Source organism: Pseudomonas sp. Marseille-Q5299 (assembly GCF_943737035.1).
In the GTDB taxonomy this organism is placed as follows: Bacteria; Pseudomonadota; Gammaproteobacteria; order Pseudomonadales; family Pseudomonadaceae; genus Aquipseudomonas; species Aquipseudomonas putida_E.
Window position 1 is genome coordinate 641685 of record NZ_CALSFR010000001.1, and the last position, 14794, is coordinate 656478.

General features: G+C 54.0%; 16 protein-coding genes and 1 tRNA gene. 9 read left to right on the plus strand and 8 right to left on the minus strand.

Annotated elements, in window-relative coordinates:
* The first annotated feature begins 175 nt into the window (after window positions 1-175).
* The 7 genes from NGJ21_RS02870 (at window position 176) to NGJ21_RS02900 (ending at window position 7116) form a co-directional block, all read left to right on the plus strand.
* Window positions 176-1684, plus strand: a complete 1509-nt coding sequence (locus tag NGJ21_RS02870; protein WP_251961757.1) for a DUF6538 domain-containing protein — start codon at window positions 176-178, stop codon at window positions 1682-1684.
* A gap of 618 nt (window positions 1685-2302) precedes the next feature.
* Complete coding sequence (locus NGJ21_RS02875; protein WP_251961758.1) at window positions 2303-2458, plus strand: hypothetical protein; 156 nt, start codon at window positions 2303-2305, stop codon at window positions 2456-2458.
* Window positions 2448-2735: a hypothetical protein gene (locus NGJ21_RS02880; protein WP_251961759.1), complete on the plus strand. Its 288-nt coding sequence runs from the start codon at window positions 2448-2450 to the stop codon at window positions 2733-2735. The genes NGJ21_RS02875 and NGJ21_RS02880 overlap by 11 nt, the downstream gene beginning before the upstream one ends.
* A 110-nt stretch (window positions 2736-2845) precedes the next feature.
* The gene (locus NGJ21_RS02885) at window positions 2846-3214 is read left to right on the plus strand and encodes a hypothetical protein (RefSeq protein WP_251961760.1); all 369 of its coding nucleotides are present in this window, start codon (window positions 2846-2848) and stop codon (window positions 3212-3214) included.
* Window positions 3215-3779: 565 nt separating this feature from the next.
* Window positions 3780-5210 carry a DEAD/DEAH box helicase family protein gene (locus NGJ21_RS02890; protein WP_251961761.1) on the plus strand — a complete coding sequence of 477 codons (1431 nt, stop codon included), beginning with the start codon at window positions 3780-3782 and terminating at the stop codon, window positions 5208-5210.
* A 747-nt stretch (window positions 5211-5957) separates the two neighbouring features.
* Window positions 5958-6584, plus strand: a complete 627-nt coding sequence (locus tag NGJ21_RS02895) for a recombinase family protein (RefSeq protein WP_251961762.1) — start codon at window positions 5958-5960, stop codon at window positions 6582-6584.
* A 328-nt stretch (window positions 6585-6912) separates the two neighbouring features.
* Window positions 6913-7116: a hypothetical protein gene (locus NGJ21_RS02900; protein ID WP_251961763.1), complete on the plus strand. Its 204-nt coding sequence runs from the start codon at window positions 6913-6915 to the stop codon at window positions 7114-7116.
* Between the two features lie 60 nt (window positions 7117-7176).
* On the opposite strand, the gene NGJ21_RS02905 is transcribed toward NGJ21_RS02900, so the two are convergent.
* The 6 genes from NGJ21_RS02905 to dapA all read right to left on the minus strand — a co-directional run bounded on the left by NGJ21_RS02905 (window position 7177) and on the right by dapA (window position 12024).
* A complete protein-coding gene (locus NGJ21_RS02905; RefSeq protein WP_251961764.1) occupies window positions 7177-8073 on the minus strand; it encodes an abortive infection family protein in 897 nt (298 codons plus the stop codon).
* A 254-nt stretch (window positions 8074-8327) separates the two neighbouring features.
* A tRNA-Ser gene (locus tag NGJ21_RS02910) sits at window positions 8328-8417 on the minus strand.
* Between the two features lie 92 nt (window positions 8418-8509).
* The gene (gene purC, locus NGJ21_RS02915) at window positions 8510-9220 is read right to left on the minus strand and encodes a phosphoribosylaminoimidazolesuccinocarboxamide synthase (RefSeq protein WP_012315794.1); all 711 of its coding nucleotides are present in this window, start codon (window positions 9218-9220) and stop codon (window positions 8510-8512) included.
* A gap of 30 nt (window positions 9221-9250) precedes the next feature.
* A complete protein-coding gene (locus tag NGJ21_RS02920; RefSeq protein ID WP_161872647.1) occupies window positions 9251-10009 on the minus strand; it encodes an MBL fold metallo-hydrolase in 759 nt (252 codons plus the stop codon).
* Window positions 10010-11128, minus strand: a complete 1119-nt coding sequence (gene bamC / locus NGJ21_RS02925) for an NlpB/DapX family lipoprotein (protein ID WP_046787987.1) — start codon at window positions 11126-11128, stop codon at window positions 10010-10012.
* 17 nt (window positions 11129-11145) lie between these two features.
* Window positions 11146-12024, minus strand: a complete 879-nt coding sequence (dapA, locus tag NGJ21_RS02930; RefSeq protein WP_012315797.1) for a 4-hydroxy-tetrahydrodipicolinate synthase — start codon at window positions 12022-12024, stop codon at window positions 11146-11148.
* Between the two features lie 260 nt (window positions 12025-12284).
* On the opposite strand from dapA, the gene NGJ21_RS02935 reads away from it, so the two are divergent.
* Together NGJ21_RS02935 and NGJ21_RS02940 are read left to right on the plus strand one after the other, a co-directional pair.
* The gene (locus NGJ21_RS02935) at window positions 12285-12845 is read left to right on the plus strand and encodes a glycine cleavage system transcriptional repressor (RefSeq protein WP_008097509.1); all 561 of its coding nucleotides are present in this window, start codon (window positions 12285-12287) and stop codon (window positions 12843-12845) included.
* A gap of 11 nt (window positions 12846-12856) precedes the next feature.
* A complete protein-coding gene (locus NGJ21_RS02940) occupies window positions 12857-13330 on the plus strand; it encodes a peroxiredoxin (RefSeq protein ID WP_039605383.1) in 474 nt (157 codons plus the stop codon).
* A gap of 114 nt (window positions 13331-13444) precedes the next feature.
* Here the strand turns inward: NGJ21_RS02940 and NGJ21_RS02945 are convergent, their stop codons facing one another.
* Both NGJ21_RS02945 and NGJ21_RS02950 read right to left on the minus strand, forming a co-directional pair.
* Window positions 13445-14515 (minus strand): AI-2E family transporter, encoded by a 1071-nt coding sequence (locus NGJ21_RS02945; protein ID WP_046787985.1) that lies wholly within the window; start codon window positions 14513-14515, stop codon window positions 13445-13447.
* A gap of 20 nt (window positions 14516-14535) precedes the next feature.
* Complete coding sequence (locus tag NGJ21_RS02950; protein ID WP_012315801.1) at window positions 14536-14775, minus strand: sulfurtransferase TusA family protein; 240 nt, start codon at window positions 14773-14775, stop codon at window positions 14536-14538.
* Window positions 14776-14794 lie beyond the last annotated feature (19 nt).

A 14794-nucleotide genomic window follows, 5' to 3' on the forward strand; every position in this document is an offset into this window, starting at 1 on the left:
GCACAACGAAAAAGCCCCTGAAAACTTATCGTTTTCAGGGGCTTTTTCTACCACATGTATGGCGGAGAGATAGGGACTCTACGATTTCAGACCTACAGCCCTTTAAATACCGTACCTATTGGCTTTCATGATCAATAGTGGTCAAATTGAGTGGTCAAAATGGAGACCGATCAGTATGGCTACACACCTTGTCCAGAAACCCGGCGAAAGCACTTGGTACGTGAGGATGGCAGTACCTACCGATGTGCGTCATGCCTTTGGTGGGCGTGCCAAGCTGATCAAGACCACCGGCACCAGCAACCGAGCCGAAGCCATGGACCGGCGACACCCAATTCTCGCCCAGTGGAAAGCTGACATAGCGGCAGCAAGGGAACAGAAGCACGTCGCAGGCGACCAGTGGAGACTTGCTCAGCATCAAGCAGGTTTGGATTTACAAACCCAACGAACCAAAGCAATCACACGTATTTACACCCCCTCCTCTCCCGACGAACCTAAGCCAAGTTTCGCATGGTTCGAACAACTACCAGAAATCATCAGTAACCTTCGCAACGAAGGGCATGACGCTATCGCCAGCAGACTCACAGACTACGCGAAGCGGTACGTTGCCGCTCTTGAAGACGGTATCACCGCCGGTGCCGGTATTGACCTGCACAACGAGCTTCTGACAATCATGGCTGACATGGAAGCAGTGTGTATTTCAGAGGAGTATGGCCTGTCTGATGCTGAACACCAAGAAGCAAAGGCTATTATTCACAACCCGGTAATCTACAAGCCCGTCTCCCCCATCACTGACGGACGCCTGGATAAGTTCAGGGCACAACGAGTCAAAGATAGTATCGCAAACAAAACGATAGATCAGCAGGAAAGCAAGCTCAGGAAGTTATCAGACTACCTTCGTGACCAAGGTAAAACGTTGACCAGCGAGACAGTTGCCGCGTGGTTAGAATCATTGAATATGACTAGCAAGACCAAAGCTCAATATCTGCTTGCAGGTTCAACATTCTGGCAATGGGCGATCAAACATGACACACACTGGAAAGAGCTTCATCAAGGCCAAGACAACCCGTTCAAAGAGCAAGCTCTGCCAAAGCTCAGCGGTAAGGCCAAGGTAGCAGCAGCACGTAAAGCATTTACACCTGAACAGATTGAAAGCCTGTACAAAGTAGCTAAGACACAGAACAACCAGACACTGTGCGACCTAATCACACTCGGTGCTCACACCGGTTGTCGAATTGAGGAACTTGCTCAGCTTCGCAAGGAGTCCGTTGTAAAAATTGAGGGCGTTCTGAGTTTCAAGATCGAAGACAGTAAAACAGCCGCTGGCATCAGGGAAATACCTGTACATTCCGCGATCAAAACCACAGTTGAGCGACTAATCAAAGACAGTGGGGATGGCTTCCTACTTCCGGCTTCAAGCGGTAATAAATACGGAATCAGATCAGACTCATTGAGCAAGGCATTCGGCAGAGTTAAGACAGCAGAAGGTTTTGGAAAACAGCATGTATTCCACAGCGTGCGGGCGATGGTAATTACACTTTTACTCCGTGCCGAAGTAGTCGGCCCTACGGTTGCAAACATCGTTGGCCACGAGACTGGAATTGTAACGTTCGATATTTACGACGAAGGTGCAAGCCCCCAACAGAAGCTGAAAGCATTGGAGAAATTGTCGTTCAATTTCACCTAGAGGCTCAAATAAAGTTGACAAAACACATGTAACGTCTTGACAGAATGATTCTCATTCGCTATAATGGTGACATGTTCAGAGGTTATCGGCTTAGTGCCTTCAGGGCTATAAACCCTCCTTCTCAACATCCTCTAACGCCTTCCCTCGGCGTTGTTGAGTAACTGTAGCCACGGTTTTTACGCTATTCCTTTCCAAGGCTACAGTTCGCTCCTACCACTATGCTCTCTCCCGTAGTGGTAAACATTTCTCCTTAGCCCCCTCGTTCACTTCATTGTGGCGAGGGGTATTCTTTTGTCTTTAAAACTATTCGTTCGATAGACACCATTACACTTAATGATATGGAGGTTTTACATATGGAAAATGCACCACGCGTGTGCCTGGCTTGCCAGACACCATTAACAAACAAGCGATCTGACGCTATAACTTGCAGTGGCAAATGCCGGAGTAAGAAGTGGAGGGCTTTGAAGGAACAGTCAGTATTGATTCCCTTTCGTTTGCCTACTTCTTTACATGTTGATCTATTTCTAGCGGCCTATAAAGGCAATCAAGGAATCAACACCTATCTTACTAAGGTGGTGAGCGACCATCTGACTCACATTCATTAATGGGAAATACAACATGACGAATAAAGAAATCTATCAGCAGATCAAGCATTATAAATCGTTGAGAGCAGCGGCGGCAGTTACCGGGAATCGTGCAGAAGGCCAACGGTGTAGTGATGTGCTTGAAATACTCGCTGCACATATTACATGTGGTGCCCGTTATGAACGTTGATTCATTCATCAAGGGAATGCAACGAGCAAACGCTAATCGGTTACAGCGGCAAGTACAACAACAGCAAGCTAACGCTGTGAACAACAAGCCAGTCACCATCGAGCCAGCGGTAACCGAGCCGGTGTTAGCTAAACCGGTGCTCACAGTAGTCCAACCAGTTAAACAGCAAGCTACTCAACTGGAAGCTATCAAACCTGAATTCAACCTAGAGGCATACCGCCTAGACATAATTGCCAAAGCAATTGCGCTTATTCTCAAACAACAAAAAGGAATCTAACAATGAAAGATAAAATTGTAGTGAACGGTGTACCTCCGCAGTGGGATGAATCTGAGTATAACCGTCGAGTACAATCGTGGGTTCACGCATATCGGCACACGGAGAAATCCATGGAATTGGTCAGTGGCAGCTTGGGACATGAGTTCCTTCAAGCTGTGATTGACAAGGCTAATCAGGGTTACACGATCACCCACACCAAGCGTCTAGTACATGCAGAGCTTCATCATTCGACCTACATGGTGAAACCGTTGGAGATGCAAGAACAGGACATTGAAGCGATCAAGACCAAAGTGAAATCTGAGTACGTCGCATGGCTGGAAAGCGAACATGCACGCTATCAGAGCTTATTGCGTGAACAACTGGTTCAGGCACAAGAAGAAAAAGAGCGTAAGGCCGCAGAAGTAGCTAAGGCAAAGCAGCTGGCAGCCATCGAAAAAGAGGTTCAAGCTTGCTACAAGCCACTTGTCATTCCCGACTGATTATCCACATGACCTAGGTCAATAACAATGAAATTAACAGAGTCCCCGCATCAGCTTTTTGGTTGGTGCGGGCTTTTCTTTGCGCAAGGAAAAGTGATTTCACTTCGATAAAAATTGGGGATGATGGCGATGGTGCTTAACACACCCAACGTTCGCACCGAAAAACTTCGCATTTTCAACGAATATAACGGATTAATCGAGGTAGGTTGCAGAATGTCATATAATTAATGTTCCTACGACTCTCTCCGGTTCGATTAGGAGGGATTTCTTGCGTTGGGCATGGAAAGTAATGGGTAGCCGCTAAAGCCTCTGTATGAGCCTGATGTCGCGTTAGTGAATCCTTGCCGAGAATGGGTGTTGGTTTCAATCTAATACCGGCTTTGGACGTCGGCTCAGCATTTCTTGCTAATTTGAATTAGATACCTCGTCAAGACTTTTATGTGGTCTGGATAAACAGGACAATATGCACCTGCCTGAGCAGACACTCACAGCATTAGCTGTAATCACACACATGGCAGCTACCCGAGAGGATTGCCTATGCGAATGAACTAAAAAAGGAGAGTATATGAAGGAAAAAGTAATCTTTGCAGCAACTGGGGCTCCAGGCTCTGGCAAGACTGAATCAGTGCTACAAGCACTACCAGCGTTACTAGCAGCTGGTAAGCACATTGTAATTGCATTTCCTACCGTAAATCTCATCAATGAGATTGCACCGCGAATTGAGCGGTTGCATCTGGCATATAAGCGAATTGACAGTACCAGCAATATCGATAGCAGGCAGGTAGTTAGCAAACTGAATGATGCACTTCAGTGCAAGGATCATTCAATTGTCTTGTGTACCCATGCATCAATTAAAAACGTTGACCCAAGAAATCTCGCCGACTGGGATCTGGTTGTTGATGAACTTCCGCAAGTTATCAACTATTTCTCGTATTACTTTGATGAGATCGAAGTAAACAACTTGTTCGCACACCTGAACCAAGCTGAAAGACAACTTGTTATTAAGGCCGACCATCAAGACGACTTGCAACGAATTATTGGAGTCAACGGTGATATCACTTCAACTTGGAGCGACGGGGTGCGGAATATTTTTCGTTTGATCCTGAGCAATGAAGAGGTGTTTATCGAGAGCTTAGATAGTAACAGGAAACGTCTTGTTTGGTGTGTAGAAACAGTCCTTGCTTGGTGGCATATATTTGCGGCCGCCAATAAAGTGGATGTGTTAGCTGCGAATGTTGCTGGTGATTTCAAGCTGCATTCCGAATTAAACGGATTTCAGTTTAAGCAGTCTGAGTTTACTCCAGGTGTCAACACTTACAAGTGTCCAGTTACAATCTATCCGTTAATCCGGAAAGGATTTAAATTTAGCAAGCGAGTTGTATTAGGTGATGCAAGACAAGAACCAAGGCCAATTGATCTGATGTTGGACACAGCATTGGCGAATTGTGCCAGCACACCATTAGTATCTGCTAATAACTGGAGCAATCTGGAAAACAGGAGAGACATTCGATTCATGTCGAAGGAGAGCCGAGGGCTCAACCAGTACAGTGATGCTACAGATGCTATATTGCTGTTCGGTGGTAACCCCTCACCCGCCGAGATTATGTGCTTGAAGGATCTGGCGGGCAAGCACGAATTATCGTATGACGTTTTCTTTGAGTCTTTTATTACCACCCGACTCCTTGAACCATCGTTACAGTGTGTAGCTCGTACTGCACTTCGTAAACCTGATAACATTGAGCACATCAATCTCTTTGTTCAGGATGAACGCGTTGTTAAGTATCTGACGGAGTCATATCTACAGCATGCGATTGTTAACTGGTCGTTGTCTGATTGCCTTCCTAGTAAAGCAGATGGTCGATATACTGATCCAGATCAGAAGCAGCGAGTCTTGGACTTGGTTAGTCAGGGTATCTCTGATAGTAGAATCAACCGTGAAACTGGTGTTAGTAGAACCACCATCAGAAAATGGAAAACTCAGCAGCAAGCTGCATAATGGAAAATCAGCTTGGACACTATCCCTATAAGGCTATAGAGATAGTGTTCAGGGGGTACACCCCGCAAAGAATTATCTAGGAAAAATGGAAGATGAGATGGGTGCAAAACCCATCAAACTAAAGAGAGCATTAGTTATAGCTTCGCTATGAATATTGCTTTCCTGTACTCAGTACAGAAGACAGATCAAGAGCTTGGTAGGCTGTCTGCCTCCCTATCGAAAAGCATTCGCCTTGCGGCTCACCTGCAATCACTGGATGAATGAGAGTGATGATGTTCGACAAGGAAACCGGAGGTTGACGTTCTTGAGGATTGATCCTCGATAGTCATTCCTCAGCGTCAACGCTGAATAGAGTTACCCTAGATCATCCGAAAGACAGGGTGAGTAAAACACACAAACACAATACCATCATCCTCACCGTCGAACGGTGAGAAACAATATTCACCAATGTCGTCACACCCTCCTTTCCAATGTCGTCATACCCCTTTTGATTTTCCTCCATTCTCATATTTGATCGCCGGGAATTTCATCATTCCAATCCCATGCTGACGATGATCGCTCCTGTCCTGGGCGTTCAGGTAGGTGTGCAGTCACCGCTGAGTGCCAATACCGATTTGGGTATACATCAGGCAGTACACAAAAACTCCCCTGCAATGCACCGATGCATGTACCGATAAATAGTGTTTGACCACTCCAAGCGGTACACCTATAATCGGTACATCTAAAACGATACAGGGTGAAATCAACATGTTTATTCGCGGTTACCTTCGAGCATCCACAAACGACACTGATGCAAACCGGGCACGTAATGCTCTGATCGAGTTTGCTGCTGCACACGGTCATAAGGTAGCCGCGTTCTATGTTGAGAACGTGTCTGGTACAAAATTGGAGCGTGACGAACTCAATCGGCTGATTGATGACAGCCATGAAGGGGACTGCATCCTCCTTGAGCAAGTCGACAGATTGACCAGATTGCAAGATGGTGACTGGGAATCAATGAAGACCCGCATCAAGGACAAGGGCATTACCATCGTGAGCCTCGACCTACCCACCAGCCACACTGTGCTGACTAAAGCCGGTGCTACTGACGACTTCACCAAAGGCATGATTAAGGCCGTCAACGGGATGCTGCTCGACATGCTTGCAGTGGTAGCACGTAAGGACTACGAAGATCGTCGCCGTCGTCAAGCCGAAGGCATCACCGCTGCAAAAGCTAACGGTGTGTACAAGGGTCGTAAGACTGATGAATCCTTGCATGAGCGTATCCGCACAGCACTGGAAAGCGGCATGAGCCTACGCAAGACAGCAAACACTGTGCACTGTGCATTGAGCACCGTTCAGCGGGTACAGAAAGACATGAAAGCAGCTATTTAAAACTAGCCTCATACAGCAATACTAGCTCTTACCTTGTGGGGTAGGGTAGACATGCATTCAATCGCCTCGCTATGAGCCTCCTGTAAGCTTGTGGCGGGGCGTTCTTGTTTGTACTCGCCAGTAGTCACCATCGGATTCGATTTTTATAAAAATGATTCCACATGCGCAAGCTACGGACAGGTTAGGCAGGTTCGATCAATCTCAGTGTTGGATTCTGACTGTGGACCGTTCCCGGCTTGACTCGAAAGCCAGATTTGAAATTGCGGGGGAATGAAATTTCGTGCAAAAACGGTTTACGCTTACACCATCAAACCTACAGAGCCTACACATGGACAAAGCCACCACTACCGCCGACACCCTCGAACTACTGCACCTGAACCAAATAGCCATACGTGCAGCGATTGAAGAAGTCAGCACGTGGATTCGACAACGCGGTTCGGTCAATGTACATGACAACGTGATGGCTACCCTACTCACTCTTGACCTCAACGCCGGGGCCATAGACTCAGCAATTGAGCGGTTGCGAGAGTGACTGAGAGTGACTGAGAGTGCGATTTACCCCCACAAGCTTTGAGAATGCAAACACCCCACCTCACATATCTTTCAGATATACCTCGGTGTGCTTCATCACGAAAGCCGACGCAACGCCGGCCAGATGGTTTACTGTCTGTGCTAATTCTGCCGTGGGAGGTATGTATCCATCGTCTTTTCCATGGGAAACACTTTTGGCGTTACGTATGGTGCCTATACCATGAAAGAAGGTCCCAACACCCCTGAGCATCTGAGATGTAGCCTCATCTATAACAGATTCTTTTTTTAATATATCTAGGACTTTGCTCGCAAGTTTCTCAATCGCGTCTTTGCTGTAGCCGGTTTGACCTAGCGATGCGAGACAGCCTTTCAGAACAGTTTCAACGTGCGAACAACTTAGCGTGATGCTCAGCTCAGGATTAGCCTGGACAGACTTACGAGCCTTCATCCACGACTCCAAAAGCCTATTATTCTCTTTGAACAAGGCATCTAGGTCTGCGTCAATTTCTGCTTTTTCAATCGTCACAAACTGGGTAAGAGATTGAACGACTGGTGCCGTCCTTTCAAATTCAGCATCGAGGTTAGTCACAAGGTTTGCTACGAGAGACTCCAGCACCTTCTGGCCACTCACCTTTCGCTGCCATTCCACCCCGGCCTTTTCCAGCGAACAAATGGACCAATAGGTCGGCTCCCAGCTTGGACCTGGCTCTTCTTTAGAGCCAATTGAAAGCTCTTTGCCATCGAAGCAAAGGTAGCCAAGAATGATTCCGGTAACCTCTCCCTCACAGTCCACGAACTCCTCAAAAGTGAAAACATCGCTCTCTGCCCAACACCTGATACCACTTACCAAATCCACCAATTTCTGCTCAAACGACCTTAACCCTTCCAGAAGCAGACGGTGTTCATTTCTTACTCTCTCAGATCGAGCCGCTAGCGCAGCGAATCCATCATCACTCATCGTCTTCTCCATAGTCATCGAAGGGCTTAAAGCAGGTTACACCGAACAATCAGGCAAAGGTCGATTCTACCTAATCACCAACGTTTGCGTGCCAGCCTGAAGCTCCAAAAGCGCTCAACCGACGACCCTAAGCAAACACAAGCGCCCTTTGCCAAAGACAATCATAGTGAGTGGTCAAAGTGAGTGGTCAAATGCAAAAAAAGCAGACGAAAAAAAACCCCGTAAATCAACGATTTACGAGGCTTTTTCATGTATGGCGGAGAGATAGGGATTTGAACCCTAGGTACTGTTGCCAGTACAACGGATTTCGAATCCGTCCCGTTCGACCACTCCGGCATCTCTCCAATGCCGCGCATCATACCAGCGAATTCTGAAAACGCAAACCTTTATTTTCAAAAAAATCGCGTGGTATCAGGCGCTTGCGTGAATGCGCCGCTTACAGCGGCACGCCCAGGCGCTTGGCAACTTCTTCGTAGGCTTCGATCACATCGCCCAGGCCCTGGCGGAAGCGGTCCTTGTCCATCTTCTTGCGGGTTTCTTTGTCCCACAGGCGGCAGCCGTCCGGGCTGAACTCGTCACCCAGGACGATCTGGCCGTGGAATACACCGAACTCCAGCTTGAAGTCGACCAGCAGCAGGCCGGCGTCATCGAACAGCTTGTTCAGCACTTCGTTGACCTTCAGCGACAGCTTCTTCATCTCTGCCAACTGCTCGGCGGTGCCCCAGCCGAAAGCGACAACGTGGGATTCGTTGATGAACGGGTCGCCCTTCTCGTCGTTCTTCAGGAACAGTTCGAAGGTGGACGGCTCGAGCTTGATGCCCTCCTCCACGCCCAGGCGCTTGACCAGGCTGCCGGCGGCATAGTTACGCACTACGCACTCGACCGGGATCATGTCCAGCTTCTTGACCAGGCACTCGTTGTCGCCCAGCAGCTTGTCGAACTGGGTCGGCACGCCGGCTTCTTCGAGCTTCTGCATGATGAAGGCATTGAACTTGTTGTTCACCATGCCTTTGCGGTCCAGCTGTTCGATGCGCTTGCCGTCGAACGCCGAGGTGTCGTTGCGGAACAGCAGGATCAAGCGGTCGGCGTCGTCGGTCTTGTAAACCGATTTGGCCTTGCCGCGGTAGAGTTCTTCGCGTTTTTCCATGATTGGGCTCCGCTTGCTTGAGTGGTTGGGCTAGGCGATTTCGCGCCAGTCGAGCCCGTGTTCCTGATTCGCCACCTGGAGCCAGTCCGGGTCGCACCCAAGGGTGTCGACGAAGCACTGGCGGGCCAGATGTGGCAGGTTGTTCTTGCTGCTGAGGTGGGCCAGCACCAGGTGCTGCAGGTTGCTCCACCCCAACTCGTCCACCAGGCGCGCGGCCTGGTGGTTGTTCAAATGTCCTTGCATGCCGCCGACCCGCTGCTTGAGGAAGTACGGGTAGTGCCCGCGGGCCAGCATGTCACGGCAATGATTGGCCTCGATCAGCAGTGCATCCAGGCCCTGATAGCGCTCAAGCAACAGCGCGTCGTACGAACCCAGGTCAGTGAGCATGCCAAAGCGCCGGCGACCGTCGCTGATGACGTACTGCAGCGGCTCGTAGGCGTCGTGCTCGACCCGCGCCGCACTCACTTGCAGGCAGCCGATACTCAGGCTGTCGCCACAGGCAAGAAAACCGGCCGCCTCCACCGGCTTGCGCATGCCGCGCAATGTGCCCTGGCTGAGGTAGACCGGTACATTGTAGCGCCGCGACAGCAACCCCACCCCATGCACATGGTCGGCATGTTCGTGCGTCACCAGCACGGCGCTCAGTTGTGCAGCCTGCACCCCGAGCAGCGCCAGGCGCCGCTCGGTTTCACGCAGGGAAAAACCGCAATCGACCAGGATGAACGTGTCACCACTGGCGATCAGCGTGCCATTTCCCTGGCTGCCGCTTCCCAGTACCGCGAAGCGCACTTAACCCAGGTGGTCCTGAATGGCGCTCAGCACGCGGCGAGCGACATCGGCCGGGGCCACGGTGTTGATGTTCTTCTCGACGGTAACCTGCACGCTTTCGCCAACCTTGCTCAGGCGCACCTGGTAACGCTCGGCGCGGGCTTCAAGCTCTTCCTTGGTTGGCTCGCTGCCAAACATGCGGCTGAAGAAGCCAGGCTGGTTCTGCTTGTCGTCGGGCTTCTCAGACAGGTTGATGTAGTACAGGCCCAGGCTGCGGTTGATGTCTTCCACACGCCATTCGCCACCCTGCTCCAGGGCACGGCCCACGCCGGACCAGGCACGGTCCAGGTCGGCGCCGAGGAACAGCACGGGGTTACCGCTGCCGTCTTCGCTCAGGCTGACGCGGCTCGGCGCATCGAAGTCGCGCGCAGCCAGCAAGGACACCGAACCGCCCTTCTCGGCGCTGCGGTTCATGCTGGCGAGCATTTCGTCGACCAGCAGCGCATCGGCGGCGGTGTTGCTGGACGCGGACGGGAATGCAGGCTCGGCGGTGCTGCCAGCCGGGCGCTCGACACTGACCACATACACCTCGGAGGTGTTGCGTTGTACGCCAGGCTCCATGCGCACACGCACGCGCACTTCGCTGTCACCATTGCTGGCGGTGCTCGCCAGGCGCTGGCCGAGCGATGCCGACAGCTCGTCAAAACGCTGCCAGGTGGTGGTGAACTCGCCCGTCTGCGGGCGCTCTTCGGCAATACGGAAGCCGTTGTCTTCGAAGAACTGATGCGCTACCGGCCAGACTTCGGCCGGCGAACGCTGGGCCAGCACCCAACGGCTGCTGCCGCTGCGCTGCAGGCTGAAATCGCTGACGTCGGCGCCAGCCGACAGCGGTTGCGGACGCGGCACTTCGAACTCGCCCTTGGCGGTATCGTCGGCGACGTTGCGCGGGATCGGCAGCAGCGGGTCAAGGCGCTTGACGTTGCTGGCGTCCTGCGGGAGCTGCATCGGTGCAGTCGGGTGCGCCTGCAGGTAATCGCTGCCGCGGTCGCGGAAATAGCCATCCTCGCCCCACAGCCAGCCACACCCACTGGTGCTGGAAATGATCAGGGCGAGCGCGGAAAGACCAGCCAGTCGCTTCATGCGGTGTACTTCCTCGATTAAACCAGTACGCCGGACTGGCGCAAGGCAGTACGGACTTTTTCGTGACAGCCTTCGCTCAGCCAGGTCAGTGGCAGGCGAATGCCTTTTTGCATCAGGCCCATTTCGACGAGCGCGTATTTCACCGGAATCGGGTTGGCTTCGCAGAACAGGTCTTTGTGCAGCGGCATGAGTTTTTCGTTGATTGCGCGGGCCTTCTCGGCGTTGCCCTCGAGGGCGGCCTCGCACAGGTCGGCCATTTCGCGCGGGGCGACGTTGGCGGTGACCGAAATGTTGCCTTTGCCACCCAGCAGGATCAGCTCGACGGCAGTCGGGTCGTCGCCGGACATGACGATGAAGTCCTTGCTGACGCCATCGAGGATGGCCTTGGCACGGGCCAGGTCGCCGGTGGCTTCCTTGATGCCGATGATGTTGGGCACGGTCGACAGGCGGATCACGGTCTCGGCCTGCATGTCGCAGGAGGTGCGGCCGGGTACGTTGTAGAGGATCTGCGGGATGTCGACGGCTTCGGCGATGTGCTTGAAGTGCAGGTACAGGCCTTCCTGGGTCGGCTTGTTGTAGTACGGCACCACCAGCAGGCAGGCGTCGGCGCCGGCGTCCTTGGCGTTCTGGGTCAGGTGCACGGCTTCGGACGTGGAGTTGGCACCGGTGCCGGCGATGACCGGAATGCGGCCAGCGACCCGCTTGACCACGAATTCGATGACCTCGATGTGTTCTTCGACGCTCAGGGTGGCCGACTCGCCGGTGGTGCCGACGGCGACGATCGCATGGGTGCCGTTTTCCAGGTGGAAGTCTACAAGTTTGCCGAGGCTGCCCCAATCAAGACGCCCTTGTGCATCCATGGGTGTGACCAATGCCACCATACTGCCCGCAATCATGTAACTGCTCCTGCCGGAAAAAGAGAGCGGTAATGGTACTGGGGGCATCGGCCTTGCACAAGCGAAGCAGGCGGGTGGAGCATTCCCCTCGGCGCCTTATTTCGCTACCCTTGATCCTTTGATCGGTGCAGCGCGGCCCGCCGGGCCGTCGACCTTGCTCCCCGGCCAGCGTCCACGTCCTCGCATGCGAGCCCCGGGCCCTGCCGACAGGAGGCTTTCGCCCGTCCTGTGCCGACCGCTCATCGCTTTAGGAATGCTGCATGTCCACCCCCACCGTCCGCGAACAATTCCTTGTCATCAGTGCCCTGGGCCCCAATCCCATGGAGCTGGCCAACGTCCTCAGCCGCGCTGCCTTCGAGAACCGCTGCGCGGTCGTCACCTCGCGCCTGAGCCGCCATGGCGAGACCAGCGCCCTGGTATTGCAGGTCGGTGGCAGCTGGGACGCCCTGGCGCGCCTGGAGTCCACCCTCCCCGGCCTGGGCAAGAAGCACGGCCTGACCCTCGACGTGGTACGCAGCGCCGACCAGGAAGTGCGCCCGCAGGCCCTGCCTTATGTGGCCTATGTCAGTGCGGCCTACCGCCCGGACATCATCAACGAGCTGTGCCAGTTCTTCCTCGACCACCGTGTCGAGCTCGAAGCCATGACCTGCGACACCTACCTGGCGCCGCAGACTGGCAGCAGCATGCTCAACGCCCAGTTCACCGTGATCCTGCCGGCCGGCACCCAGATCAGCTGGTTGCGCGACCAGTTCCTCGACTTTGCCGACGCCCTCAACCTGGACGCGCTGATCGAGCCTTGGCGCCCACAGAACCCCGTTTAAGGAATGCATCCATGGCAGTAGCACTCGACCAACCCGTCGCCGATTTCCAGGCCCAGGCCACCGGCGGCCAGACCGTCAGCCTGGCCGAGCTCAAGGGCCGTCAGGTAGTGGTGTACTTCTACCCCAAGGACAGCACCCCAGGCTGCACCACCGAAGGCCAGGGCTTCCGCGACCAGCATGCAGCGTTCGAAGCGGCCAACACCGTGGTGTTCGGTGTGTCGCGCGACGGCATCAAGTCGCATGAGAACTTCAAGGCCAAGCAGGGCTTTCCGTTCGAGCTGATCAGCGACAAGGACGAGGCCCTGTGCCAGCTGTTCGATGTGATCAAGCTGAAGAAGCTGTATGGCAAGGAGTACATGGGCGTAGACCGCAGCACCTTCCTGATCGACAAGGACGGTGTGCTGCGCCAGGAATGGCGTGGCGTGAAGGTGCCGGGCCATGTGGATGCCGTACTCGCGGCGGCCCAGGCGCTGAACAAGGCTTGAGATTGACTGGGGCTGCTGCGCAGCCCTTTCGCGGCACAAGCCCGCTACAGGGGGTTGCGTTCGTCTGTAGGAGCGGCCTTGTGCCGGGAAAGGGCCGCAAAGCGGCCCCATGCATCACAACATCGGCGCCACAGCAGGTTCCTGCCGCGGCCAGGCATCGAGCACTGCCTTGATCAGCGTCGCCAGCGGGATCGCGAAGAAGATCCCCCAAAAGCCCCACAACCCGCCAAACAGCAACACCGCGCAGATGATCGCCACCGGGTGCAGGCTCACCGCCTCTGAGAACAGCAGCGGCACCAGCACGTTGCCATCGAGCGCCTGAATGATGGCGTACACCGTCATCAGGTAGATGAACTGATCACCCCAGCCCCATTGGAACAGCGCGATCAGCGTCACCGGCACAGTCACCACCACCGCCCCTACATACGGCACCACCACCGACAGGCCTACCAGCAGCGCCAGCAGCGCGGCGTAATTGAGCCCCAGGCTGATGAACGCGATGTAAGTGGCAATACCGCAGATCAGGATCTCGATGCCCTTGCCGCGGATGTAGTTGGCGATCTGCCGGTTCATTTCAGTGCCTACCCGGTTCAGCAAGGTCCGCTGGCGCGGCAGGTAGCCACTGACCCAGCGGCCGATCTGCTCACGGTCCTTGAGAAAGAAGAACACCAGAATCGGCACCAGCACCAGATAGATCATGGCACTGACCAGCAGCGGCAGGCTCGACAGCGAGAAGGTCAGTGCCCATTGGCCGAACTTGCCGATCTCGCCGCGCACCGACTCGATGGCATGCAGCACCTGCTCATCAGACACCAGATGCGGGTAGCGCTCGGGCAGCAGCAACAGCAGCGACTGCCATTTGCCGAGCATGCCCGGCAACTCGTTGAACAAGGTGATCAACTGGTGCCACAGCAACGGCACCAGCACCAGCAGGAACACCGCCAGCGCGCCCATGAACAGGGCGAACACCACCATCACCGCCAGCCGCGTCGGCACCCGAAGGCGCTCCAGGGCATTGACCAGCCCCTGCATCAGAAAAGCCAGCACCATGCCCGCCAGCACCGGCGCGAGCATGCCGCCCAAGGTAAGGACCGCGGTAAAGGCCAGAAACAGCAGGACCGCCAGCACCACCGCTTCCTCATCGGAGAAGTAGCGCTCTATCCAGTCGCGAAGCACTTTGAACATTGACGATCCTTGATTGGGGCTCAGGCCTTGCGCAGCCAGTAGGTATAGGTGCCGGCCTCGGCCATTTCATGCAGCAGCGTATGACCGGCCAGCTGGGCAAAAGTGCGGAAGTCGCGCTGTGAGCCTGCGTCGGTCGCAATCACCTTCAGCACCGCGCCACTGGCCAGACGGTTGAGCTCCATCTTCGCCTTGAGCAGAGGCAGGGGGCAGTTCAGCCCGCTGGCGTCGAGTTCGGCGTCGCAGGTCGGGGTGCTAGTCATCAGGGGTCTCCAAACGTGG

Bases quoted from the DNA above. Each gene is read 5' to 3' on its own strand.
- NGJ21_RS02940 (WP_039605383.1), top strand. From the start codon at position 12,857: ATGGCAGTAGCACTCGACCAACCCGTCGCCGATTTCCAGGCCCAGGCC.
- NGJ21_RS02945 (WP_046787985.1), bottom strand. From the start codon at position 14,515: ATGTTCAAAGTGCTTCGCGACTGGATAGAGCGCTACTTCTCCGATGAG.
- NGJ21_RS02905 (WP_251961764.1), bottom strand. From the start codon at position 8,073: ATGAGTGATGATGGATTCGCTGCGCTAGCGGCTCGATCTGAGAGAGTA.
- bamC (WP_046787987.1), bottom strand. From the start codon at position 11,128: ATGAAGCGACTGGCTGGTCTTTCCGCGCTCGCCCTGATCATTTCCAGC.
- NGJ21_RS02935 (WP_008097509.1), top strand. From the start codon at position 12,285: ATGTCCACCCCCACCGTCCGCGAACAATTCCTTGTCATCAGTGCCCTG.
- NGJ21_RS02875 (WP_251961758.1), top strand. From the start codon at position 2,303: ATGACGAATAAAGAAATCTATCAGCAGATCAAGCATTATAAATCGTTG.
- NGJ21_RS02895 (WP_251961762.1), top strand. From the start codon at position 5,958: ATGTTTATTCGCGGTTACCTTCGAGCATCCACAAACGACACTGATGCA.
- NGJ21_RS02950 (WP_012315801.1), bottom strand. From the start codon at position 14,775: ATGACTAGCACCCCGACCTGCGACGCCGAACTCGACGCCAGCGGGCTG.
- NGJ21_RS02870 (WP_251961757.1), top strand. From the start codon at position 176: ATGGCTACACACCTTGTCCAGAAACCCGGCGAAAGCACTTGGTACGTG.
- purC (WP_012315794.1), bottom strand. From the start codon at position 9,220: ATGGAAAAACGCGAAGAACTCTACCGCGGCAAGGCCAAATCGGTTTAC.
- NGJ21_RS02890 (WP_251961761.1), top strand. From the start codon at position 3,780: ATGAAGGAAAAAGTAATCTTTGCAGCAACTGGGGCTCCAGGCTCTGGC.
- NGJ21_RS02880 (WP_251961759.1), top strand. From the start codon at position 2,448: ATGAACGTTGATTCATTCATCAAGGGAATGCAACGAGCAAACGCTAAT.
- NGJ21_RS02900 (WP_251961763.1), top strand. From the start codon at position 6,913: ATGGACAAAGCCACCACTACCGCCGACACCCTCGAACTACTGCACCTG.
- NGJ21_RS02885 (WP_251961760.1), top strand. From the start codon at position 2,846: ATGGAATTGGTCAGTGGCAGCTTGGGACATGAGTTCCTTCAAGCTGTG.
- dapA (WP_012315797.1), bottom strand. From the start codon at position 12,024: ATGATTGCGGGCAGTATGGTGGCATTGGTCACACCCATGGATGCACAA.